This window comes from Dolichospermum planctonicum (genome assembly GCF_005402965.1).
Taxonomy (GTDB): Bacteria; Cyanobacteriota; Cyanobacteriia; order Cyanobacteriales; family Nostocaceae; genus Dolichospermum; species Dolichospermum planctonicum.
This window is the reverse complement of sequence record NZ_BJCF01000049.1, coordinates 1-22,596: the sequence shown is the minus strand read 5'-3', so window position 1 is coordinate 22,596 and position 22,596 is coordinate 1. Positions and strand designations below refer to the sequence as shown.

General features: G+C 34.2%; 22 protein-coding genes. 14 read left to right on the top strand and 8 right to left on the bottom strand.

Features of this window, described 5'->3' with window-relative positions:
* Positions 1-307 precede the first annotated feature (307 nt).
* The 12 genes from FFO06_RS17385 (at position 308) to FFO06_RS17330 (ending at position 11,583) form a co-directional block, all read left to right on the top strand.
* On the top strand, positions 308-1,063 hold the full coding sequence (locus FFO06_RS17385) for an ABC transporter ATP-binding protein (protein ID WP_137909160.1): 756 nt from the start codon (positions 308-310) through the stop codon (positions 1,061-1,063).
* A 24-nt stretch (positions 1,064-1,087) separates the two neighbouring features.
* On the top strand, positions 1,088-1,204 hold the full coding sequence (locus FFO06_RS22085; RefSeq protein WP_137909159.1) for a DUF29 domain-containing protein: 117 nt from the start codon (positions 1,088-1,090) through the stop codon (positions 1,202-1,204).
* Between the two features lie 59 nt (positions 1,205-1,263).
* Complete coding sequence (locus tag FFO06_RS17375; protein ID WP_137909158.1) at positions 1,264-1,959, top strand: Uma2 family endonuclease; 696 nt, start codon at positions 1,264-1,266, stop codon at positions 1,957-1,959.
* A 150-nt stretch (positions 1,960-2,109) separates the two neighbouring features.
* Positions 2,110-2,763, top strand: a complete 654-nt coding sequence (locus FFO06_RS17370; RefSeq protein WP_201275482.1) for a hypothetical protein — start codon at positions 2,110-2,112, stop codon at positions 2,761-2,763.
* 110 nt (positions 2,764-2,873) lie between these two features.
* Positions 2,874-3,473, top strand: a complete 600-nt coding sequence (locus tag FFO06_RS17365; protein WP_201275480.1) for a Uma2 family endonuclease — start codon at positions 2,874-2,876, stop codon at positions 3,471-3,473.
* A gap of 116 nt (positions 3,474-3,589) precedes the next feature.
* Positions 3,590-4,549 (top strand): methyltransferase domain-containing protein, encoded by a 960-nt coding sequence (locus tag FFO06_RS17360; RefSeq protein WP_137909157.1) that lies wholly within the window; start codon positions 3,590-3,592, stop codon positions 4,547-4,549.
* A 230-nt stretch (positions 4,550-4,779) separates the two neighbouring features.
* Positions 4,780-6,063, top strand: coding sequence for a glycosyltransferase (locus FFO06_RS17355; protein WP_137909156.1), 1,284 nt, complete (start codon positions 4,780-4,782; stop codon positions 6,061-6,063).
* Positions 6,064-6,417: 354 nt separating this feature from the next.
* Positions 6,418-7,155, top strand: coding sequence for a glycosyltransferase family protein (locus FFO06_RS17350; RefSeq protein ID WP_137909155.1), 738 nt, complete (start codon positions 6,418-6,420; stop codon positions 7,153-7,155).
* A gap of 95 nt (positions 7,156-7,250) precedes the next feature.
* Entirely contained in the window at positions 7,251-8,414 is a 1,164-nt protein-coding gene (locus tag FFO06_RS17345) for a glycosyltransferase family 4 protein (RefSeq protein ID WP_137909154.1), read from the top strand.
* Entirely contained in the window at positions 8,411-9,496 is a 1,086-nt protein-coding gene (locus FFO06_RS17340; RefSeq protein WP_137909153.1) for a glycosyltransferase family 4 protein, read from the top strand. Before FFO06_RS17345 ends, FFO06_RS17340 begins: the two co-directional genes overlap by 4 nt.
* 213 nt (positions 9,497-9,709) lie before the next feature.
* Positions 9,710-10,045 carry a XisI protein gene (locus FFO06_RS17335; protein ID WP_137909152.1) on the top strand — a complete coding sequence of 112 codons (336 nt, stop codon included), beginning with the start codon at positions 9,710-9,712 and terminating at the stop codon, positions 10,043-10,045.
* A gap of 158 nt (positions 10,046-10,203) precedes the next feature.
* Complete coding sequence (locus FFO06_RS17330) at positions 10,204-11,583, top strand: carotenoid oxygenase family protein (protein WP_201275478.1); 1,380 nt, start codon at positions 10,204-10,206, stop codon at positions 11,581-11,583.
* Positions 11,584-11,663: 80 nt separating this feature from the next.
* Here FFO06_RS17330 and FFO06_RS17325 read toward each other — a convergent pair whose 3' ends face one another.
* Positions 11,664-13,259 (bottom strand): SDR family NAD(P)-dependent oxidoreductase, encoded by a 1,596-nt coding sequence (locus tag FFO06_RS17325; RefSeq protein ID WP_137909150.1) that lies wholly within the window; start codon positions 13,257-13,259, stop codon positions 11,664-11,666.
* A gap of 149 nt (positions 13,260-13,408) precedes the next feature.
* Positions 13,409-14,905: a beta-barrel domain-containing protein gene (locus FFO06_RS17320; RefSeq protein WP_137909167.1), complete on the bottom strand. Its 1,497-nt coding sequence runs from the start codon at positions 14,903-14,905 to the stop codon at positions 13,409-13,411.
* Positions 14,906-15,357: 452 nt separating this feature from the next.
* Here FFO06_RS17320 and FFO06_RS17315 point away from each other — a divergent pair, with 452 nt between their 5' ends.
* Complete coding sequence (locus tag FFO06_RS17315) at positions 15,358-16,218, top strand: alpha/beta hydrolase (RefSeq protein WP_137909149.1); 861 nt, start codon at positions 15,358-15,360, stop codon at positions 16,216-16,218.
* A gap of 85 nt (positions 16,219-16,303) precedes the next feature.
* Here the strand turns inward: FFO06_RS17315 and FFO06_RS17310 are convergent, their stop codons facing one another.
* From FFO06_RS17310 to FFO06_RS17300, 3 genes are all read right to left on the bottom strand, one after another.
* Positions 16,304-16,669, bottom strand: a complete 366-nt coding sequence (locus FFO06_RS17310; protein WP_137909148.1) for a hypothetical protein — start codon at positions 16,667-16,669, stop codon at positions 16,304-16,306.
* A 140-nt stretch (positions 16,670-16,809) separates the two neighbouring features.
* Positions 16,810-17,046, bottom strand: coding sequence for a DNA-directed RNA polymerase subunit omega (locus FFO06_RS17305; protein WP_137909147.1), 237 nt, complete (start codon positions 17,044-17,046; stop codon positions 16,810-16,812).
* A gap of 20 nt (positions 17,047-17,066) precedes the next feature.
* Positions 17,067-17,408: a hypothetical protein gene (locus FFO06_RS17300; RefSeq protein ID WP_190371264.1), complete on the bottom strand. Its 342-nt coding sequence runs from the start codon at positions 17,406-17,408 to the stop codon at positions 17,067-17,069.
* A gap of 107 nt (positions 17,409-17,515) precedes the next feature.
* On the opposite strand from FFO06_RS17300, the gene FFO06_RS17295 reads away from it, so the two are divergent.
* Positions 17,516-18,304: a TIGR01548 family HAD-type hydrolase gene (locus FFO06_RS17295; RefSeq protein WP_137909146.1), complete on the top strand. Its 789-nt coding sequence runs from the start codon at positions 17,516-17,518 to the stop codon at positions 18,302-18,304.
* A gap of 52 nt (positions 18,305-18,356) precedes the next feature.
* On the opposite strand, the gene FFO06_RS17290 is transcribed toward FFO06_RS17295, so the two are convergent.
* From FFO06_RS17290 to FFO06_RS17280, 3 genes are all read right to left on the bottom strand, one after another.
* On the bottom strand, positions 18,357-19,658 hold the full coding sequence (locus FFO06_RS17290) for a glycosyltransferase (RefSeq protein WP_137909145.1): 1,302 nt from the start codon (positions 19,656-19,658) through the stop codon (positions 18,357-18,359).
* A 319-nt stretch (positions 19,659-19,977) separates the two neighbouring features.
* Entirely contained in the window at positions 19,978-20,778 is an 801-nt protein-coding gene (locus tag FFO06_RS17285) for a tetratricopeptide repeat protein (RefSeq protein ID WP_137909144.1), read from the bottom strand.
* A 175-nt stretch (positions 20,779-20,953) separates the two neighbouring features.
* The coding region (locus FFO06_RS17280) for a WD40 repeat domain-containing protein (RefSeq protein WP_137909143.1) at positions 20,954-22,596 on the bottom strand (1,643 nt) is incomplete at its 5' end.

Genomic DNA, 22,596 nt, shown 5'->3' with positions numbered 1-22,596 from the left:
TGATTTAGTAGGATAATCAGGATTAACGGAGGAATTTGATTGTCTACAGGAGGTTGTTTGAAAAGTCTAATTTAATACTTGTCTTAGGGACGATAATTCCTGGCTATACAGACAAAAACCATTTTTATGGGTTGCAAATCTACGCAGGTGGACTTTGTTTGTGTATTAGCGATTTATAATCGCCGATAGCCAGGTTGGCGTAGCCAATATCATATATCTTGAAAACAATCTCCTAGTGGCATAATTATTATATTCTGGGATGGACTTGTTTCATCTGTAGCGACATCAGTTTATGGATTTGCTGTCAATGGAAGTAATACGTTTAGATAGTGTTTCGCTGTGGAGAAGGACTCAAGAGGAATTTTCCTATGATTTGAAAAAAACGCTCCTATCTGTGGTAGAGGGTAAATATCGCCAACCTGCGAAAAAGTTAGTGTTAAATAATGTTAACCTAGTAGTTGACAAGGGCGAAAAAATAGGTATAATTGGTGCGAATGGTTCTGGTAAGTCCACGCTGTTAAAGATAATTTCTGGTATTCTTAAGCCTACAGTTGGTAATGTCAGGGTTAGGGGTCAGGTCGCACCTTTAATTGAACTGGGAGCAGGTTTTGATCCAGATATTTCGGTGATGGACAATATACTTCTCTATGGCGTATTATTGGGTTTTTCTAGGACTGAAATGAAAGCAAGAGCGCGTTCTATTTTGGAGTTTGCTGAATTAGAAGATTATGCTTTAGTTCCAGTTAAGGGTTTATCTTCGGGTATGGTGGCTCGTTTGGGTTTTGCTATTGCAACTGATGTCCAGCCGGATATTTTGATTTTAGATGAGGTATTGTCGGTGGGAGATGAGGGTTTTAAGAACAAGTGCAAGCAAAGGATGGATCAGTTTTGGGATGATGATGCTACGGTTTTAGTTGTTTCTCATGATTTAGAGTTTGTCAGCACATCCTGTAAAAAAGCGATTTATTTAAGTCAAGGAAATATTAAATTTGCTGGTGATTCACAGGAGGTGGTAGATTTCTATTTAGAAACTGTTAAACAATCTGAAATGGTGACTTATTGAGGGTAGATATGGAGAGGTTTAAAGATGGAAGCTAAGGCTATAAACTTAAAAGAACTGTATGAACGAGATTATTTATTGTGGTTAGAGGAGAATGTTAGATTATTGAGCGATCGCCAATTACAAGAGTATAGATATAGTTAATTATCATTTATAAAAATTGTCAGCTGCTAGGAATTATCACTTAAATAGGATATATGACAATGATTACAGCACAACTAGATGAAGATGTACTCTACCCTGACAGTGATGGTAAACCAATGGCGGATAATACGGAACAATATAAATGGATTGTTATTATTAAGGAAAATTTAGAAATTTTGTTTGCTGATGTAAATAATGTTTTTATAGCTGCTGATTTATTATGGTATCCAGTGCGTTCTAAAGTGATTACACCAACTGCACCTGATGTTATGGTAGTATTTGGCAGACCTAAAGGTAAACGTAGATCTTATCGTCAATGGAGAGAGGAGAATATACCACCCCAAGTAGTGTTTGAAATTCTTTCAACTAGTAACAACGATGATGAAATGCAGCGTAAGCTAGAATTTTATCAGCAATATGGAGTACAGGAGTATTACATATATGATCCTGAATCCTATGAAATTGAAGGTTGGATCAATAATAATGGCTCTTTGGTACAACTTGAACAGATTAATGGTTGGATTAGTCCCCGGTTAGGAATAAAATTTGATACATCTCAAGGAGAATTAATTATTTATCGTCCTGACGGAGAAAGGTTTTTAACTCCTGTACAATTAAGAAAGGAGTTAGAAGCACAGCGTGAATCTACTGATATAGAACGTCAAAGGGCTAATGAAGCGGAAGCTAAACTGTCTATATTAGCTCAAAAGTTGAGAGAGTTAAATATTGATCCTGATAGTTTATGTAGTTTATGAATAATGATCACTAATAATGATATTATCTTCTGGATTAGAGAAAATACAATGATATGACTCAACAGGAAAAATTCACAATGGAGTCTGTGGACAACTTACAGAAAAAAACAATCCCCAAGAAATTTACGTTGTCATGTAAAATAATCAAGGATGACGATAAAAGCGATCGCTGTTCCTCTTATGACAAACATAGCTGATGTTAATGCTGACAAACGAAAACAATTCATTGCTCTAGTAAGGAAATATGTTAAACCAGGGGCAGGAAGCAGTGTAGAATTTTTAAACAAACGTACTTGGAGTTATCCGGTGACAAAGCTTAATGATATTATTAAACAAGCACCTTTTTTGGTAGTCGGTGGAGTAGCCACAAGACTTTATATGCCAGAAAGAATGACTCTGGATTTGGCTACTGCTATCAGAGCAAAAGATGCTGAATTAATATATCAGGATTTGGAAAAAGCCCAGGGGCAAAAAATTGGTGAGTTAAGTATTCCGGGTACTCAGTGGAAATTACAAGATGAGACATATTTAGATGTATTAGAAATTGAGGATAATTGGGTAAGAGAAGCTCTTAATAATCCCAACTATGCACCTGATGGTTTGCCAATAATTGACTTACCTTATTTAGTTTTAATGAAACTGATAGCAGGCCGCAGTCAAGATTTAGCCGATATTAGCCGAATGTTAGGAGGAGCAAATAATTTACAATTGCAAAAAGTTAAAACTGTCATCAAGCAATATTTGCCCAGTGCCTCAGAAGACTTGGAAAGTTTGATTATTTTAGGTCAACTAGAACAAAAATAAATCAACAGGAGAAAACTCACAATGAAACTATAGAAATTGCTGATTTGATTAAATTATTTGACATAATAGGCGATAACCAGTTATCATACAAAGTAATTAAGGAGAAAAATATGACTCTAGCCACTCCTATTCAAACAGAAAAAACCTATTATACACCAGAAGAATATCTGGAGTTAGAAAGTGAATCTGAAAGCAAAAATGAATACTTAAATGGGCAAATTATCGCCATGACTGGGGGAACAACAAATCATAATAAATTAGCAGGACAAATTTATGCTTTTCTTTTGTTTAATTTAGGTAATAAAGGTTATGAAGTATATATAGGAGATGTAAAATTATGGATTGAAGCATCTAATCGTTATACTTATCCTGATGTGATGGTAGTGGAAGGTAAAGCAATTTATCAAGGTAAAACTCAAAATGTTATTACTAATCCGCTTGTGATTATTGAAGTCTTATCAAAATCCACATCTAACTATGATCAAGGGGATAAATTTGATGCTTATCGGACGATTCCCAGTTTTCAAGAATATATTTTAATTTCCCAAACTGAATATTATATTAAGCAGTTTGTGAAAAATGAACAAGGTAAATGGCTATTAACTGATTATCGAGGAGAATCAGAAGTTTTAAAGTTGGAATCTGTGGATTTTGAGATGAGTTTGAAGCAACTTTATCAGTATGTTGATTTTAGTCAAGGTGAGGATTAGGGATAATGTTTTATCTGGTTTAATTAAACAAAAGGTAATTATAGAAGATTTAAGCAAAATTTAAGCATTGTAAAAAATTAAACTAAGATTGAAATTTGATTCTGGAACAGAATGATATGATTAATAGATTGAAAAACTCCATTAGAAATAAAATTAGAAGTCTTGTAGGATACAATGAGTTAGTGTCAGCAATATCACATAATAATCTACAAACAAATAAAATACATAAACCAATCTTGAAAAATGACAATCAGAATTTTTTTGTAAATATTCAAAATGATTGTCAAATCTTACGTCAAGATACTAGCTTGTTAACTTCTCCGAATCTAGAGCTTATGCTTCAGCATAATAGTGAAATAGCCAATAGTCATTATTTAAGTGTACATAAAAAAAGGTTAATATACACTTTTAGTTTACTCGAAGCGCTGGAATTTAATCCTGATGGTAATTATTTGGTAGACATGGGATCATGGATACCATGTTTGCCAGTTATCAAAAATATTTTTCCAAAATTAAGTATATTACTGTTGGTTTCCAATGATTTAGAAGGCCAATCAGATACTATCAATTACAGCAATGTTATGTTTGATTCTATTGATTTAGAGTCTGAAAAAATTCCTTTACCTGATAATTCTGCGAGTCTCGTACTATTGCTTGAAGTTATTGAACATTTCGGACACGATCCAATGTTTGTGATGTCCGAAGTGAACCGAGTATTAGTTGAAGGAGGCAAGGTAATAATCTCAACTCCAAACTTAGCTTCTTGGCGATCATTGGTAGCTGCATTAACTCATTATAGTCCGTATACGTATGGAAAGTATTTACCAGGAGTTCCGCATGGAAGACACATTCATGAGTATGTGCCTCGTGATGTTAGTATACTTCTACAGAGTTCTGGGTTTCAAGCCTCTGTTTGGACTGAAAATGTATATCATACTGACAGTTCACCACAATTAATGACTTTGCTTGAAGAACTACATCTACCCACAGAAGATCGCGGGGATACTATTTTTGCTGTGGGAACAAAAGTGAAAAGTGTACAGGAAAGATATCCTATTGACTTGTATGATGTATAAAGTCAATAGTGCTGGTTTATGTCTTTCTATGAGAATAGTAAATTTCAAACAACGCAATATATCGCTTACAACTAGGCGAATTTCTGAAATCAATAACTTGAAAAATACTAATTTAGTAATTAATCTAAAAAAATTAACTGTAATTTTTCAGCCGATATATTTTTGATTTGCAAATTAATGTTCAATGAATCAGAAAACTCTCTCAAATTTAAGGAATTAGTGTGATTTTTATGAAAACTTTATTTGTATTTGATCGTCCACTTTATCCTTTAAGGGGGGGAGCAGAGTCACGAGCATTAGATCATATTGATTATTTGGAATCAAGAAATATAAGATATGACTTATTCTTGATTGATAGATATTATAATTATAATCGTTGGGATGAATTAGGTATAGAATTTATTTTGAATAGAAAAGTAGATAATGTTTTTTTACATCAAGTTCTAAATAACAGTTCTTTCGATACTATCTACCACAAAATGGTTTCAAAATTCTATGCTTACATCAATCAAGAAGCAGGTGTAGGATCTTTGATTCATTCCCTACCATGTATGCGAAGAAAGTTTAAAAAAGTTATCAACAATAACAAGTATGATTTTATTTTTTTTAATCATGTATATGTATCTCATGCGTTAGTATCTGATATTGTTGTACCTTGTAAAATATATATAGATACTCATGATATATATTCCAACTTAGTGCAAGAAGTTTTGAATCTGCAAAAGTTGGATTTAAGAATAAACTATTCAGGAAGCAGAAAAATTTTAAATAGAACTAAAGTCAGAAACTTTGATTATGGTTTAAGTTTAGCTCAAGAATTTAAAGCACTAAGACAGTTTGATAAAGTCATTACTATATCAAATGAAGAATTAGAGATTTTAAAGCAAGATGAAAAACTCTCAGGAAAGTCTTTCTTAATTCCAAAAATTAGTTCAGTTAACAAAATGCTTATTCCCAACAATAGTGATACCGAAGATATAGATATAGAAAGCCAAAATCCTCAAAATAGAAAATTTAAATTACTATTTTTTGGTTCGCAATACGATCCTAACATTCATGGAATAACACAATTTTATTACAATGTTATTCCAAAGTTAAATTCTCAAGTAGAGATAATAATAGCAGGTGGCGTATCACTGAAATTTGCCAATAAAAATCACCCCCAATTAAAAGTATTGGGCTTCGTTGACGATATTTTCAAGCTATATGCGTCTGTTGATGCCGTTATAATACCTATTTTTTATGGTAGTGGAGTATCAATCAAGGCAGTAGAGGCATTAAGTTATGGAAAACCTGTTATATCCACTCCAAAAGGAGTTCGTGGTTTGTCATTAGAGCATGATAGAGATGTATTAATTGCTAAAGATATAGATGATTTTCCATCGCTTATAGAGAAATTGAGACTAAGCCCAAACCTGTGTCAATCACTTAGCAAGTATGCTCTTAAATACATTGAGACAGAACATTCTAAAGCCAGTGTTTACAGTACAATGGATAGTATATTTTTGAGTTAAATTCTGTAACTACCTAGTTTTTGATAGAGAAACATCCATGAGTTTAAAGTCAGTGAATAAAATAGCTATAATTTCCACTTTTCCACCTGTTAAGTGTGGCATTGCTAGTTATGCTTCTCAGATGGTTAATTCCTTGAAGCAACAAGATAATTTGAAGATACAAACTATATCAGTTAATCATCAAAATAATGTAGATAAATCTTTAAGATTATGTGGAGGTTTAAATTTTCTTAAAATAATACCAGTTGTTTTTTACTATGATAAAATAATAATAAACTATCACAAAAGTTTTTTTTTGTTCAAACATCATCTAGAATTTTAAATCATTTATCTCGATTTTTAGTGAATTTATCAATGTCAATTGTTTATTTATTAGGCAAATCAAAAATCGAAATTATTTGTCATGAGGTTGAATATATAGAGTCATATAAAGGTATAAAAAATATAGTTATGTATATATTTAAAAAGGTAGAAATAATTAGATGGAATTTTTCTCCCAAATTATTATTTCATTCCCATCAAGAAATAAATAAATTTGTTAGAAGTTTTAATTATCAGAAAAGTAATATTCAATTAATAGCACATAATTATTATTTTCAGAAAAAATTTGATGGGACAGAAGAAGAGGCCAGGCAAATACTTTTAATAAATACAACTTATAAAGTTTTTTTGTGTATAGGTTTTATAGCTATACATAAAGGATTTCATAAAGCGATAAACTCATTCATAAAAACGAAATCACCGAATAACCGCCTATTTATTATAGGTCATGTAAAAAATGATGATTTATCGTCTGGTTCGTATATAGATTTTTTAAGAACTTTAGCAAATCAAGATAAAAGAGTTATAATTTGTAATCAGTATTTAGATGAAAAGGTTTTTGATATGTGGATAGCGGCCTCTAATTATGTCATTTTGCCATATTCTCAGGTTTGGTCTTCAGGAGTAATTGAACGAGTCAAACTTTATAATAAAATTTCAATAGTAGCAGATAGTGGAGCTTTACCAGAACAGGCAGATCAAAATTCTATTATCTTTAAAAGTGAAGGAGAACTAGATATAATTATGCGTTCACTATCTAATGAATTATAGTGTTGATATAAGACTTTAAGTGATTATATTAATACCTAAATACTTTTGCCAAAAATTTGTAATTCAACTATTTATTCATAGAAAACATAAAATTTATGCTAAAAATTGTTATTGATGTTACTCCAGTTGATTCTAAACCCAGTGGCGTGGGTTTATATGTTTTAAATTTAGTGGAAAATTTATCCAAATTACAACATCCAGAATCTTTTGAATTAGGATTAGCTTATCAAGCTGGATTAAAAAATTGGTTACAAGGAAAACTAGATTTCCCAGAAAATCTGAAGCATTATTCAAACCTTTATCAAATTCCCATACCTGTTCGCATTTCTAATCTTTTATTAGATTATTTACCTCAATTTTTTCCTCATTACCTTCAGCCAATTTTAGAAAACCCCAATATTTTTCATGGTAATAATTATACAGTTTATCCTTATAAAAATATTCAGAAAATTATTACTATTCATGATTTAAGTTTTATCCGACATCCAGAATATATTAATTCTGTGGTAAAACAATATACAAAAAGATTAATTAAATGCCTTGAATGGACAGATTTAATTATTACTATTTCTGAAAGTTCTAAACAAGATATTATTAATTATTTGAAAGTTCCAGCAGAAAAAATTTTTGTTACGCCCCTTGCTAGTAGATATGATGCTAACTTTTTATATACTTTAGATTTAGGAAAAGAAGTTGATAATATAAATTATGATTTCTCCAAGCCTTATCTTTTATTCGTTAGTACCATAGAACCCAGAAAAAATATCAATGCTATAATATCAGCATTTAATTTCTTAAAAAAGAGACATAAAATAGAACACCAATTAGTATTAATTGGTAGAAAAGGATGGAATTATGAACCAATATTTACAGCTATTGAAAACTCACCTTATAAAAACGAAATACATCATCTTGACTACTTATCTAATGAATTAGTAGCATTATTTTACTCGAAAGCCGACGTTTTCCTGTATCCTTCCCATTATGAAGGATTTGGTTTACCAGTTTTAGAAGCAATGACTTTAGGTACTCCTGTCATTGCCTCTAATACTTCTTCAATTCCCGAAGTTACAGGAAATGCAGCTATACTAATTGATCCTAATGATTATATGCAATTAGCTGAAGCTATACTACAAGTAATTAGCGATTCTCAACTACGACAAAACTTGATTAATAAAGGAAAAATAAGAGCAGATTTATTTTCTTGGGAAAGAACAGCAAAAGAAACTTTAAAGGCTTATAAAAGTATTATTCAATGAACATGATAGATTCTCATCAATTAATCATCAATTTATCCATTATCTTCTCTCAACCAACAGGGATAAGCAACTATGCTAAAAATATTTTCCCCTACTTAACATCTCTCAATCCTACACTATTAACATCAGAAAAATACCCTAATTATAACTGCTATTCAGTCCCCAATAATCTTACCCCTGCTGATGGTACAAAAGGACATTTAAACCGCTTAATTTGGACACAATTCCAACTCCCAAAAATCTATCAAAAGCTCAAATCGCAACTTTTATTTTCCCCTATCCCCGAAGCACCTTTATATACTAACTGTCGTTTTATCGTCATGTCCCACGATATGATCCCATTACGCTTTCCGAAACGCTTTTCACCGCTGACACCATATCATCTTTACTATGTTCCCCAAGTTCTTAACCAAGCACAACACATTATTTGTAATTCCCACGCAACCGCTAAAGATTTAGTTGATTTTTTCCATATTCCTAGTAATAAAATCACACCAATTCCCCTAGCTTATGATTCCTCACATTTCCAATTTCTTAATCTTCCCACCCGCAATTACTTCCTATATATCGGCCGTCAAGATCCTTACAAAAACCTGCAAAGATTAATTACCGCTTTTTCCGCACTACCTAACAGAAATGACTATGAACTATGGTTAGCTGGACCTTATGATCAACGTTATTCCCCACTGTTAGAAATCCAAACTCAAGAATTAGGCATAAATCATTTAGTAAAATTCCTTAACTATGTACCTTACGACGAATTACCAATAATAATTAATCAAGCAATTGCGCTAGTTTTCCCCACACTTTGGGAAGGTTTTGGTTTACCTGTTTTAGAAGCTATGGCTTGTGGTACTCCGGTTATTACTTCTAATATTTCCTCGCTTCCAGAAGTTGCGGGAGATGGGGCTATTTTAATTAATCCCTATCATATAGAAGAAATTACAGCAGCAATGAAAATGATCATTAATGATTCAGAAACTAGAAAACAACTTTCAGAACAAGGTTTAAAAAGAGTAAATCAATTTAGTTGGGAAAAAACGGGATTGGCCACAGTTGAGGTTTTGAAACAATATCTTTGAGGATATCTGAATATCTGAAAACATCTAATCCCTATAGTTTGCAAATTATCAAATTAATTTTTATATATAAGTAATAATGTAATCACTAACAAATATCTTCTAATGAGAAAATAACAAAAATTCTTCTGTCAGGATCACTTCTCACATTTAAATGATATCATAAAATGATGATAAACTAGGAGAAGAAAGAAAACTAAATCTTGAAATACAAAAATGGATAAAATAGAAAAGTATAGACAATTTATCACACAAATTTTAACAGAACACGCCCAGATTTGTACCACCAATGATACAGTCAAAGCACAACTAATATTTGATAGTGAACATGACCATTACCAACTCAATTATATCGGATGGCAAGGGGATAAACGAGTGTTTGGACCAGTGATGCACTTTGACATTGAAGACGGCAAAATTTGGATTCAGTACAACGGAACTGAGGAATCTATAGCTGAAAGATTAGTGCAAATGGGTGTACCAAATTCAGATATTGTCCTTGGTTTTCATTCTGCTTTTAAACGGCAATTTACACCTTATGCAGTGCAGTAAGGGAAGGTTTGTAACATTCTACGCGCTAAAAATGAGAAATGCCATTACTCACTAATCTTTCATTCTGACTTTAACAGTCAAGATGTTACGGTTTTTTCTGGCAGAAATAGCAAAACATAATTATATTAATTACAGTTCTCTTATTTAATGGACTGATTATGACCACATTAGCAGCAGCAAATCCCTATTTACAAGGGAATTTTGCACCCATAAACACGGAAATTACCACTGATACCTTAGAAGTAATTGGAGAATTACCCCCAGACTTATCGGGGATATTTGTCCGTAATGGTCCCAACCCCCAACGAAATCCTATTGGTCAATATCACTGGTTTGATGGTGATGGAATGTTGCATGGTGTACAGCTTCATCATGGTAAAGCTACTTACAAAAATCGTTATGTGAGAACCAAGGGATGGAATATTGAACATGAAGCGGGTAAGGCTATATGGACTGGAATGTTAGAACCACCACAATTAGACAACCCCCACGGTATTAGTAAAAATACTGCTAATACAGCCCTTGTATGGCATAATAAACAACTTTTAGCATTATGGGAAGGAGGTGCGCCCCATCATATTAGTATTCCTGATTTAGAGACTATTGGAGAATACACTTATAATGATAAACTAGTTTCTGCTTTTACTGCCCATCCCAAGGTAGATCCAGTGACAGGGGAAATGATGTTTTTTGGTTACGGTTTTAGACCGCCTTATCTACAATATGGCATAGTTTCTGCCCAAAGTGAGCTATTATCAACAGTACCAATAGAAATACTAATGGCTGTAATGATGCACGATTTCGCCATTACGGAAAATTATAGCATTTTCATGGATTTACCTCTCACATTTAGCGTGGAACGAATGCAGCGGGGAGAACCAATGTTAATGTTTGAAAAAGATCGTCCCAGTCGCTTTGGTATCATACCTCGTCATGGTGACAACAGCAATATTCGCTGGTTTGAATGTCCTTCTTGCTATGTCTTCCACACCCTCAACGCTTACGAAGCTGGAGACGAGGTGGTACTTATTGCTTGTCGCATGAATTCTACTAATGTCCTTATTTCTAATGATACATACAGTGATCCCCTAGAAGGTATCCCTTTTTTACACCGTTGGCGCTTTAACCTTTCCACGGGTAGAGTCACGGAAGAACAATTAGATGATGTACCTGGAGAATTTCCCCGTGTTAATGAAAACCTGTTAGGTAGAAAAACTCAGTATGGCTACGTGGGAAAAATAGTATATTCTCAAAATCCTTTATTTGAGGGTGTCATTAAATACGACTTGGAAAAGGGTACATCCCAAACCCATGAATTTGGTAAAAATCGTCATGGTGGAGAATCAGTATTTGTACCATCTCCTAATGCTACTGCTGAAGATGCAGGATGGTTGATGACATTTGTTTATGATGAAAATTCCCAAAGGTCGGAACTCTTAGTTATTAATGCTGAAGATATGACCAGCGAACCCATAGCGCGGGTAATTATTCCTCAGCGTGTACCCTATGGATTTCATGGTACCTGGATATCCTATTAGGAGGATAGCAACAGGAAGGTTTTTAACTTTTTAACTAATTATGAAATATTCACTAAGGTAAGGGTGAGGTTAAGTTAGTCTTACCTTTTTTTTTGAGATTGTAAAATTATCGGTTTGTGATCATTAGACGTATAACCAGGTAGAATTTCTACCCCAAGCTGAGTTAACCTCAATGTTAAAGAAAGCCGTAATTTACCGCTCTGATTACGGATAGAACGATGTATAAGGTTGTCGGTAAATAAGACAAATTCTCCAGGTTTTAGGACTACAGGAATAGCTTTTTTTTCAATTTCATGAGGGATATCAAAAAAGTGATTACCACTAAAAGGATCTGTCATTTTTATCTGACACTTTTGAGAATCATTATGAGGTATATATTCAAAACCATTATGTTCATTAACTTCTGTCAAAGCTATATAAGCATGAATAGTTTTACCATTTCCTTTGAGTAATTTGGGATAAGAATCTTGGTGCCACAAAGGAATTAATTGTTGGGAAGGATAATTTACCCACAATTCTGAGCGCCATAATACCAAATTTTCTCCTAAATATTCAGTCAGCTTTTCTAATAAGCTTTCATTGTGACATAATTGCATGATTATGGGTGAATCTAAATGTCTTTCCATGTAAAAAGATTTTTTAAAACCTTGAAGTATGATCAGCAAAAAAGATCCAAAATCAAATTTGATTAATGATAATAATAGTTGAGTAAATAATATTTTCTTTGGAAATCTGGGCAAGACTTTATTTAAAATATGTTTTGTAATTTCCTCTAGTTCCTTGTTATCTAAATTCAGGGAACTAGGTCCCCAAATACCATCATTTTCATGATAATTAATTGTTTGTAAATTCTGCTGTTGATTGCAACCAGTCCATAATAAACTACGTTGCCATAATTGCTGTAATATTGCTTGATTTCGCGCTATTTTGGGTAATGGAATTTCTTGGTTATGACGGTCTAAGAACTTTCCGGTAATATCTTGATAATCTGGAGAAGTAGTACAAATTAGGGTACTATATGCTCCAGCTGCTGGGGAAATGCCTAAACCTAAATATCTACTAAAATGATGCCAGATAGTAATATTTGATTGCACAAAACCTGGATGAATTGCGTTAACAGTAATTTGAGAATTATTTAATCGTTGAGAAAGTTCTTGGGTTAATAGCAATAAGCAGAGTTTAGAAATGGCATAGAGGTTGAGAAAATTTAAGGGTGTTTTTTTAACTAATAAATCCCAGTTAATACTACTTGGAGATAATGCTAAATCTGAGGATATCATAATAATGCGACCTGGCGCTGATTTTTGCATTTTTTCTAATAATAAATAAGTCAATAAGAAGTGACCTAAATAATTAGTTCCCCAAATAAGTTCAAAACCTTCTTTTGTTGTACCTCTGCGGTTAAATATGCCGGCATTATTGACCAATATATGCAGGGGTAAGTTTTTACTATTGAATATTGTAACACAGTTGCGAACTGAATCTAAGGAAGCTAGATCAAGGGGTAAAAATTCCACGTTTTGATTCCCTGTCGTTTGCTGAATGTATTCTATAGCTTTTGCTGCTTTAGTTGCTAAACGACAAGCAATAAATACATGATTACCTAATTTGGCTAAACCTACAGCCGTCATTAAACCTACACCAGAATTACCACCTGTAACTAGACAAACTTGCATTATTAAACCTCTTGTAAACCTTGATTTATTATCTACATTATATAACAAAAATTGAAATTTTTTCCAGTTTTCTCCAGTCTCTAATAGATAATCTGAAAAAGTTAAGCTATTAGCAAGGAACTAACTAAAGTTAAAGTTCCCTGCGATGATTATCTCACGGAAAATGCCTCGCTGAAACGTCGAGTGATAGGTTCAACAATGAAGGTCAAAACCGATTTTTTGCGAGTGACAATTTCGGCGTTAGCAACCATTCCGGGATTAAATTCTACTTCTTTTCCGCGCACATTTAAAGAATGTTTACTTAACTTAATTCTGGTGGGAAAAACCAAACCTAATTCTTTATCAATTGTCGCATTAGGACTAATTTGTAATACTTGACCTTCAACTACACCAAATTCTTGAAAGGGAAAAGTAGCGATTTTAACTTTCGCTTTCATTCCCTGATTAATAAAGCCAATATCACGGTTAAGAACTTTTACCTCTAGGAGCATTTCTTCCCCTTCTGGTAAAATTGATAATAGTTCTTCTCCAGATTGTACTGGACCTTTAGTAGCTTTAATTTTGTAAATTGTGCCGGCAAATGGGGCTTTAATAGTTTCTCCGTCTTTTTGTTTTCTAGCTTGTTCTAATTGACCAGCAACAGTGGTTAATTCTTCTTTGCGTTTGTTGATTTGGGTGAGAATTTCACTTTGACGTTCTGAGGTTAAACGGATATTTTGATTACGTGCTGTTTGATAGGCTTGTTCTGCTTGATTAATTTCTTGAATTTGAGCAGCAATGTCTTTTTCTAAAGATGTAATTTTATCTTTGGCTTCTGTGAGATTATTTTGAGTTTTTGTGATTTCATCTGCACTTCTGATCATCTCTGTCTTGGCACGATTTAATCTTTCCTGAGCCTCTAGGTAATCAACTCTGGGTAAAGCGCCTGGTTGCATTAAAGTCCGCAGATTTTCTTCTCTTTGTTGGGCAATTTGTAAATTATTATCTAACATAGAGCGTAGGCTTTTTGTATTTTCTAAGTTTTTTTGAACATTGCTAAAAGTGATTTTAGCATTGGCAAAATTTTCCTGTAAACGACTTAATCTAACTTGGGCTTGATTCATAATTGATTGTTGTCGTTTGGCTTCTGATTCTGCTGCTGCTTGCTTGGCTTTATAGTCTAATAAACGGGAGTTTAAAAGTTCATCTTGGATGATTGTTCCCGCAGTTTTTCCTCCAGAACGTTCGGCTTGTAATCGTTGTAAATCGTCTTCGATTAATTGACTAGATTTAGCTAAACGGTTAACATCTGTTTGTTGAAAATTGGGATCACGTTGAATTAAAATTTGATCTTTAGTAACGCGATCGCCTTCTTTGACTTTTACTGCTAAAATAGAACCATTGCCCAAAGCTGTCACTGGTCTAACTTGGGTAGAAGCAATTAATTCTCCTGTTGCTGTGGCTACTTCATCAATTTCTGAAAAATGCGCCCAGGAAATTGCGCCAAATATGACAACACTAATTGTTCCCGCTAACAATCTTGTGTAAAGTGGTGGTAATTCCTGTACAGCTTTACCCAATTCATAAGACAATTTTTCTTCTGGTTTAGCAAATCGCTCTTTTGTCTGACGCGCTTGTACAGCATTTGCAGCTAGGGAAAATTTCATATTCATAATTGCTGGGGTTTGTTAGTTGTTTTTTATTGAGTTATCCCAATTTTATCTAAGGCTTATAAAACTATAACGGTATGCACTTACATGAGAAAATATTTTCCTCCGACGAGTTTTTATATCTGGAATTAACAAAAGAACTGCTATAAATTCTCAAGGAGAAAACGCCGAACCGAACTTAATAATTTGTATGACCAATAAACAAGGACTAAATGACTAAATAACTAAATATTTAATGGTAATCTATGGGAATATAAAATACTGTTATCTATGTCACCACTTTTAACATATCCAGATCCCCGACTCCTCAAATAAATCGGGGATTTTAAAAACATGAGAGTTTTGAGAAAAATTATCTGTATTTCTTTCTACAGTTAGAAGCAATTTTCTCTACAATGTATTTTAATCAGCTAGTAGCTTACTAGCCAAGGAAATAACCAATTAACTATATGATTTACCACAGCGACGCGATTGCATCTCGCCAAGAAGGCAAATTTTCAGGTGTGGGTGGGCTTGACTTATATTACCAAAGCTGGCATCCTGGGGGGGAAGTCAGGGGAATATTAGCCATTGTACATGGGTTGGGAGGACACAGCGGACTTTACAAAACCATAGTTGAGCATTTGTTACCCAGAGAATATGCGGTTTATGCCTTCGATTTACGTGGTCATGGACGTTCATCCGGTCAAAGAGGTTACATTAATACTTGGGCTGAATTTCGTGATGATTTACAAGCTTTTCTCAAGTTAATTCAACAGCAACAACCAGGATACCCGATTTTCCTGTTGGGACATAGCTTGGGGGGAGTAATTGCATTAGATTATACTCTCCATTATGTCAAAGATCAATCTATATTAGCGGGTGTGATTGGTTTTTCACCTAGTATTGGTCAAGTAGGAGTACCACTGAGTCGCGTAGTTTTAGGTAAGTTATTTTCCCGCGTCTGGCCGCGTTTTTCTTTGCATATTGGCTTAGATTTTAGCGCGGGTTCACGAAATCAGAAAATTTTAGATTCCTATACTCAAGATAAATTACGTCATACCCTCGCTACTGCTAGGTTATCTACAGAGTTTTTTGCTACAGTAGATTGGATTCACACTCACGCGGAAAAATGGCAAGTACCACTGTTAATTTTACATGGTGGTGCTGATAGAATCGCTTTACCAGCAGGAAGTAAAATCTTTTATGAAAAGGTGAATTATCCAGATAAGTTAAGAATTGAATACCCTGGTGGTTATCATAATTTACATGATGATATTAATTATCTTGAGGTAATCACTGATTTAGTGGATTGGATGAATAAACACTAAACTGTCACAAACCCTCAATAAATCTCCACAACAATATCCCGGAATTCTCTCACAAGTCCGGGGTTGTGAAATCTCGATTTTCAAACTAATCATGAATACGAAATAGATAAAAACCAGCAAGTACCAAAATAAAAATCATAGTTGCTGAGTAGACAATTACATCTTTCACCAGAAAGGAAATCCAATCTTTTCTCAATTCTTGTTTAAACTTGAGTTCTCGTAATTTCCGCTCCAGTTCTATATCTTCTTTCTCAGGTAATCTAATGTAAGGACTAATTTCTAAATCATCAATAATCTCTTCTGTTGGCTCTGGATTTTGCCAATTATCTAATGTAGAATTAGATCCAGTAACGATGATTGGCTGATGATCCTGATTTTGATTTTTTATCTCTTTTCTAATTACCTTTTTGACAATTTTGATAATTAGAGTTTCTAAGTTTTTATCCGCCATATTGAGTGAAATTCAATTTATTTATACCATTTCCTACTCCACCAAAGTACAGATTTATCTGCGGTGAACTTCCTCACCTCTCTCCTGGTCGGAGAAAGGCTGGTCAAACCGTTATTCCCTAGCAGAGAATGAGGTTTAAATTATAGTTCACCGATAATTTCCGGCTGATTTAATTCATCAGACATTTCAATAATTGCTCTCAATACGGGCTTCATTATTGAATCTTCGTTATTTTCAAAATCTTCATAACGTCGGCGTTTAGCACGGTTTGCAACTCGCACCGTAATGCGGTAGCGATTTGAGGCCGCACTAATTAGTTCTTCAGCACGGTGCATGATTTGAGACTGAGTTGCCTCGAATTTAGAACGCTTAAGCATAATTGACGACTCTGGAGATTCTATCCCAGTTTACTCGGATTTTTGAATTTAGGATGATTTTTATTTTTTAACCAATATCCTGCGGAAATTTGCCTAATGAGAATGATCAGGCTGATAATTTGCTGTATTTGTTGGATTTGCTGTTGAAGTATCTGATTTTTTAAGTTGAGGTTCTGAATATCTTCTTGAACTAGATAAATATTATCTACTGCTGTATGTAGCACTGCATAACTAGCGCGTTCATATTCATTAAATAAATCTGCTATCAGTGTTAGAGCATCCTTGGCTTGCCATAATTTTTGAGCTAGACAAAGAAGTAGGAGGGAAATAAGAATGTTAATCAGGACAACGAGAGTTACCATTTTTTATGTTGTTTGCCACTGATTTACCATATTATATAATCGTAACACGCCCTAATCAAATTGGACTACTGTAAAATTTTGTAGATATTACTTTTGCTGTAACTGCCATGACCGTAAACACAAGAACTATCGTTATATTTGATATAGATGGCGTTATCCGTGATGTGAGTGGGTCTTATCGTCGAGCGCTATCAGATACGGTAGAATATTTTACCGGACAAGCCTATCGTCCCACAGCAATAGACATTGACCACCTCAAATCAGAGGGAATCTGGAATAATGATTGGGAAGCCTCCCAGGAGTTAATTTACCGTCATTTTGTCAGTCAAGGACAGGAGAGGGAACAACTATCATTAGATTATGAAGAGATTGTGACTTATTTTCAAAGCCGTTATCGAGGTACAGATCCTGAAAATTGGAATGGTTATATTTGTCATGAGTCTTTATTAGTAGAGCCTAGTTATTTTCAAGAATTAACGCAAAGTGGTATTGCTTGGGGTTTTTTTAGTGGTGCGACTCGGTTGAGTGCTAAATATGTCTTAGAAAAACGGTTGGGTTTAAAAGCTCCTGTATTAATTGCAATGGAAGATGCACCCGGTAAACCAGATCCTACGGGACTTTTTGCTAGTATTGACCTGTTAACAAATGGTAATGATCAAAAATCAACAGTTGTGTATGTGGGAGACACTGTAGCAGATATGTATACCGTGGCCAAAGCCAAAGCTATAGATAATTCACGGACTTGGTTGAGTGTGGGAGTGTTACCTCCTCACGTTCAGGAAACAGCAGCGGGACGTGAGCATTATGCAGAAATGCTGATGAAATCTGGGGCAAATATCGTATTTAATAATGTACAAGAACTAACAATTAAGACAATTTCCAAATTAGAATCATAATTTAGGTATGCGATCGCTGTGTGGTAGTGTCAGAGCGATCGCATATTCCGTCTTAATATTTGATTTGATTAGAGAGAATTGGTTGGCCAGTATATACTACCTTTTCAACAATATCAGCGGCGTAATTCAAACCCCCAGCCCTAACAATTGCCTCTTTTAGCCTGACTGCATTTTGTTTGTACGAGGATTCTGTTAATACCCGCTTGATTGTTTTTTGTAGACTTGTAACATCTAGGCGAGACAGTGGTAAAAATTCCCCGGTGCCTGTATAAGCTATGCGAGAAGCAATTCCCGGCTGTTCATTAGTAATCGGAATAGCTACCAGTGGAACTCCACTGCTTAAAGCCGCTAACACTGCATTCATACCACCATGAGTGATAGTGAGAACAGATTGCGAAATCAATTGCTGCTGGGGGGCATAGGGTACGACCAGAGGTGAACCTAGTAGGTTAAAATCTAATTCTTTTATTTCTGGCTGACCTAAAGAAATGACAAGTTGTACATCCAATCCCATAGATGCTTCTGCAATAATTTGAAAAATTTCCTGTTTGCGGTTTTGTAAAGTACCTAATGCAGCGTAAATCAATGGTTTACCATTCAATTTTTCAAAAGGGAAAGGTACTGCTGATAATGAAAGAGGCTCTAATCCTGACGGGTCTTGTAATGGACCAGTATAATGAAATGTTTTGGGTAAACGTATTCGCGGAAAGTCAAATTCAGCAGGTAGCTGGCATATCTGAGCCAATTTTCCAGCAGCATCATCACGACATATATAAGCTGGCAAATTCCATTGACGACGTTGATCTACGACTAATTTCCAGATTTTTTGTGATAATCGATTCAGTAAAAAGTTACCTGCAAGGTTTCGCCAAGAAGACCACCAGGCTGTGTTATAGTCCCAATTGGTAAAGTAAGGTGGAACTCCTGTTTCCCTATTAATGAGAAGGGCATTGCATACACAGATAAAAGGTATTTTTAGGAAGTCGGCAATAGTTCCGCCGCCGGTTGTTACTTGATCTACTAACAACACCTCTATTCCTGCTTTCGAGATTGCTGTAGGTCCTTCACTAAACAGCATCTTTGTTTCCTTTTCCAGCCAGTTTATTGTGAAATTTAATGCTGGTATTCCACTTAATTTTCCCAACTGTTTGTACATTGGTTCTAATATTCCAGAGGGAAATTCAGCTTCGCCTATTTTCCAAAATTCTAATCCAGCCTTATTCACCTTAGATTGAACATCGGGTATATGGAATAATGTAACACGATGACCACGACGTTTTAATTCTCTTCCCAAAACAAACATTGGGTTAAGATGACCTATTGCTGCTGGACAAAGAATACCAAAATGAGTCATAATTGTGTTTTCTATTAATTAGAATCAATTACAATCATATATACCAGAAAACTACCTCACAAATTTAACGTGTAAATATTTTTTTGAAAGTGCTGACCATAATTCTCAAACTTAGATTTTAAAGCTTAGATTTTTTTGAAAACTTATCTTATATTTAACTCTCAAAAACCCGAAAGATAATTAACCCTTTTACAGAATAACTCATGCAGGTAGTCCCTGGAATATTCCCATTGCGTCATTTTCAGGAAATTAATTAAAAGGTGCGTTAATTAGATAACGTCACCTATAATCATTGGATAATTTATTTTGGGAAATGTTCTTATTTTAATTTCAAAAATTTATCTAAGGCTAATACCATACTTGGCGGCCAACGGCGGATATTTGTCACCCAATTTATATCTTTATAACGAATATCTAATCCATAGGCTGCTACCCAATTACTTTCGGCTTCACCTCTATTTCCTGTCACCCAATAGGCTGCTGTTAACGCGGCTCGCATATCAGCAAACCGGGGATATTTACGGACTATATTTCGCATTTCCCGAATTGCTTTTTTTATTTGATTAGTTTCATATAAAGCTAGGGCGTAATTGGCTCTAGCAAAGGCAAAATTGGGGTTGATTTCTGTGGCTTTTTGGTAATCTAAAATGGCTGCTGGCCATTGTCCTAAACCTGCTTTAGCATTACCGCGATTATTATAGCCCATGGCATCTTGGGGATCTAATTCTAACACACGATTATAATCGGCGATCGCTTCTTCCCATCTCCCTAAACCTTCCAATGCTGTGCCGCGATTTAAATAAGGATCTGTCACATTGGGAGCAAGTTCTACGGCTTTATTATAATCAGCTAATGCTGCTGTTAATTTATTTTGACTAACACGAGAATTACCACGATTACTCCATGCTCCTGCATTGCTGGGAAATTTTTCAATGATTTGTGTCCAATAAGTTTCTGCTGTGACAAAATCACCTTTATTTGTGGCTATAAAGGCCTTAGTAGCTAATTCGTCTCCTATTTGTAACTCTTCTGCGGTTATAGTTTGAGTTTGTGCCATAACGGGTGTATTCCAACTAAAAACCATTAACAAACTCAGGAAAATGCTAATTAATTTAATCATCTAAGTAAGTGATATGCAACAATATTTATATTAATAATATAACAAAGAGTGGCAAATGGCGGTTTTTTTTTACAAACCACTCCAGATCGAGAGTACCCAGATGTAATTATAAACCAGATGTAATTATAAAAAAAATAAAAAAGGTGTTAATATCTCCTTTATAATTACTGAGAATTTACTCTAAAGGAAACAAAGCAATTGTTCTATCTTCACTCCCCGCAGCCAATACTTTACCATCTGGACTAAAAGCAATTGAGTTAATTACTGAATCATGGTACTTGATACTGGAAATTTCTTCTCCACTGTCTATTGTCCATATTTTCAGTGTTTTATCTTTACTCGCACTAGCCAATATTTGACCATTGGGACTAAAAGCTAGGGAAGAAATATGATCAGAATGTCCCGATAAGGTTCTTATTTCTTGACTAGTTTCTACATCCCAAAGTTTAATAGTTTTATCTTGACTACCGCTAATTAAAGTTTTCCCGTCTGGACTAAACGCAAGGGAAGTAATTCCTCCAAACCAATCAGAATGTCCTCTTAATGTTTTGACTTGATTTTCAGCTAATACTAAAATTTTGATGGTTTTATCATGACCACCCGCACCACTAGCTAATAGTTTACCGTCGGGACTGAAAGCTACACATAAAACTTCATCTGTATGACCTTGAAAAGAGTAAATTTCTTTTCCTGTTTCTAGTGACCACATTCTTACGGTTTTATCTTTACTACCACTAGCTATCAGTTTTCCTAAGGGACTAAATGCGACAGCATACACTTTCTCTTCATGTCCGATAAATGTGAAAATTGCTAGTCCTAGATTTATGTCCCATAATTTAATTGTTTTGTCATCACTTCCACTGATCAAAAACTGACTATCTGGACTAAAAGCTATTGAATTAATTCCCCTAGACCAACCATATTCTCCATCTCCATGTCCTTCTAAAATAGAATGTTTCTTGGTTGCTAAATCCCACAATATAATGATTTTATCATCACTTCCACTTGCTAAAAGTTTACCATTTGGACTAAAGGCTACGGAGAGAACTTTATTTTTATGTGTTTTGAGATTACTAAAAAATACTAATTTTCCAGTTTTCTCATCTATTAGAGATTTGGGAGGGGTTAGTTCTAGTGTTTCTGCTGTTTCTTGATCATTATCTTTTGGTTGTAAATTTGATTCATTTTCTATCTGTAACGGGTTGAACAAAGTATTTAATCCCCCTAATACATCCAATTTTTCCCAGGATTTGTTAAGAGAATTTTCAATGGAATCCAAGTTATTAATTTGGGAAATATCCTCTATTTTTTGGCTTGTTTCTTCCATGATTGGCTTTGGTTGTAAATTTGATTTATTTTCTACCTGTAACGGTTGTACCAAAGCTGTAAATAAATTATCTAATTCTGTTAACGCATCTAATTTTGTTAATTGTTGGGTAATCACATCAAGGATGTGATGATTTTGGGAAGTTTCAATTTCTTGCTTTTGTTTAATTTCACTTATTTCTTGGTTGTTTTCTGAAATTGTTTGATGTAATTTCTCTGTTGAGTTGTCAATTTCTGTAAATCGGGAATCAATCACTGCAATTTGTTGATTAATCTGGGAAAGTTCCCTATTTTGATTTTGTTGATTATTATTTAATTCTGTTAATTGCTGTAAATTGTTTTGATGGTCACTTTCCATAAAGGTTTCAATTTCTGTAAATCGGGAATCAATCACTGCAATTTGTTGATTAATCTGGGAAAGTTCCCTATTTTGATTTTGTTGATTATTATTTAATTCTGTTAATTGCTGTAAATTGTTTTGATGGTCACTAT

Coding starts and splice junctions, on each gene's coding strand:
- FFO06_RS17385 (WP_137909160.1), top strand. CDS start 308: ATGGAAGTAATACGTTTAGATAGTGTTTCGCTGTGGAGAAGGACTCAA.
- FFO06_RS22085 (WP_137909159.1), top strand. CDS start 1,088: ATGGAAGCTAAGGCTATAAACTTAAAAGAACTGTATGAACGAGATTAT.
- FFO06_RS17375 (WP_137909158.1), top strand. CDS start 1,264: ATGATTACAGCACAACTAGATGAAGATGTACTCTACCCTGACAGTGAT.
- FFO06_RS17370 (WP_201275482.1), top strand. CDS start 2,110: ATGACGATAAAAGCGATCGCTGTTCCTCTTATGACAAACATAGCTGAT.
- FFO06_RS17365 (WP_201275480.1), top strand. CDS start 2,874: ATGACTCTAGCCACTCCTATTCAAACAGAAAAAACCTATTATACACCA.
- FFO06_RS17360 (WP_137909157.1), top strand. CDS start 3,590: ATGATTAATAGATTGAAAAACTCCATTAGAAATAAAATTAGAAGTCTT.
- FFO06_RS17355 (WP_137909156.1), top strand. CDS start 4,780: ATGAAAACTTTATTTGTATTTGATCGTCCACTTTATCCTTTAAGGGGG.
- FFO06_RS17350 (WP_137909155.1), top strand. CDS start 6,418: ATGTCAATTGTTTATTTATTAGGCAAATCAAAAATCGAAATTATTTGT.
- FFO06_RS17345 (WP_137909154.1), top strand. CDS start 7,251: ATGCTAAAAATTGTTATTGATGTTACTCCAGTTGATTCTAAACCCAGT.
- FFO06_RS17340 (WP_137909153.1), top strand. CDS start 8,411: ATGAACATGATAGATTCTCATCAATTAATCATCAATTTATCCATTATC.
- FFO06_RS17335 (WP_137909152.1), top strand. CDS start 9,710: ATGGATAAAATAGAAAAGTATAGACAATTTATCACACAAATTTTAACA.
- FFO06_RS17330 (WP_201275478.1), top strand. CDS start 10,204: ATGACCACATTAGCAGCAGCAAATCCCTATTTACAAGGGAATTTTGCA.
- FFO06_RS17325 (WP_137909150.1), bottom strand. CDS start 13,259: ATGCAAGTTTGTCTAGTTACAGGTGGTAATTCTGGTGTAGGTTTAATG.
- FFO06_RS17320 (WP_137909167.1), bottom strand. CDS start 14,905: ATGAAATTTTCCCTAGCTGCAAATGCTGTACAAGCGCGTCAGACAAAA.
- FFO06_RS17315 (WP_137909149.1), top strand. CDS start 15,358: ATGATTTACCACAGCGACGCGATTGCATCTCGCCAAGAAGGCAAATTT.
- FFO06_RS17310 (WP_137909148.1), bottom strand. CDS start 16,669: ATGGCGGATAAAAACTTAGAAACTCTAATTATCAAAATTGTCAAAAAG.
- FFO06_RS17305 (WP_137909147.1), bottom strand. CDS start 17,046: ATGCTTAAGCGTTCTAAATTCGAGGCAACTCAGTCTCAAATCATGCAC.
- FFO06_RS17300 (WP_190371264.1), bottom strand. CDS start 17,408: ATGGTAACTCTCGTTGTCCTGATTAACATTCTTATTTCCCTCCTACTT.
- FFO06_RS17295 (WP_137909146.1), top strand. CDS start 17,516: ATGACCGTAAACACAAGAACTATCGTTATATTTGATATAGATGGCGTT.
- FFO06_RS17290 (WP_137909145.1), bottom strand. CDS start 19,658: ATGACTCATTTTGGTATTCTTTGTCCAGCAGCAATAGGTCATCTTAAC.
- FFO06_RS17285 (WP_137909144.1), bottom strand. CDS start 20,778: ATGATTAAATTAATTAGCATTTTCCTGAGTTTGTTAATGGTTTTTAGT.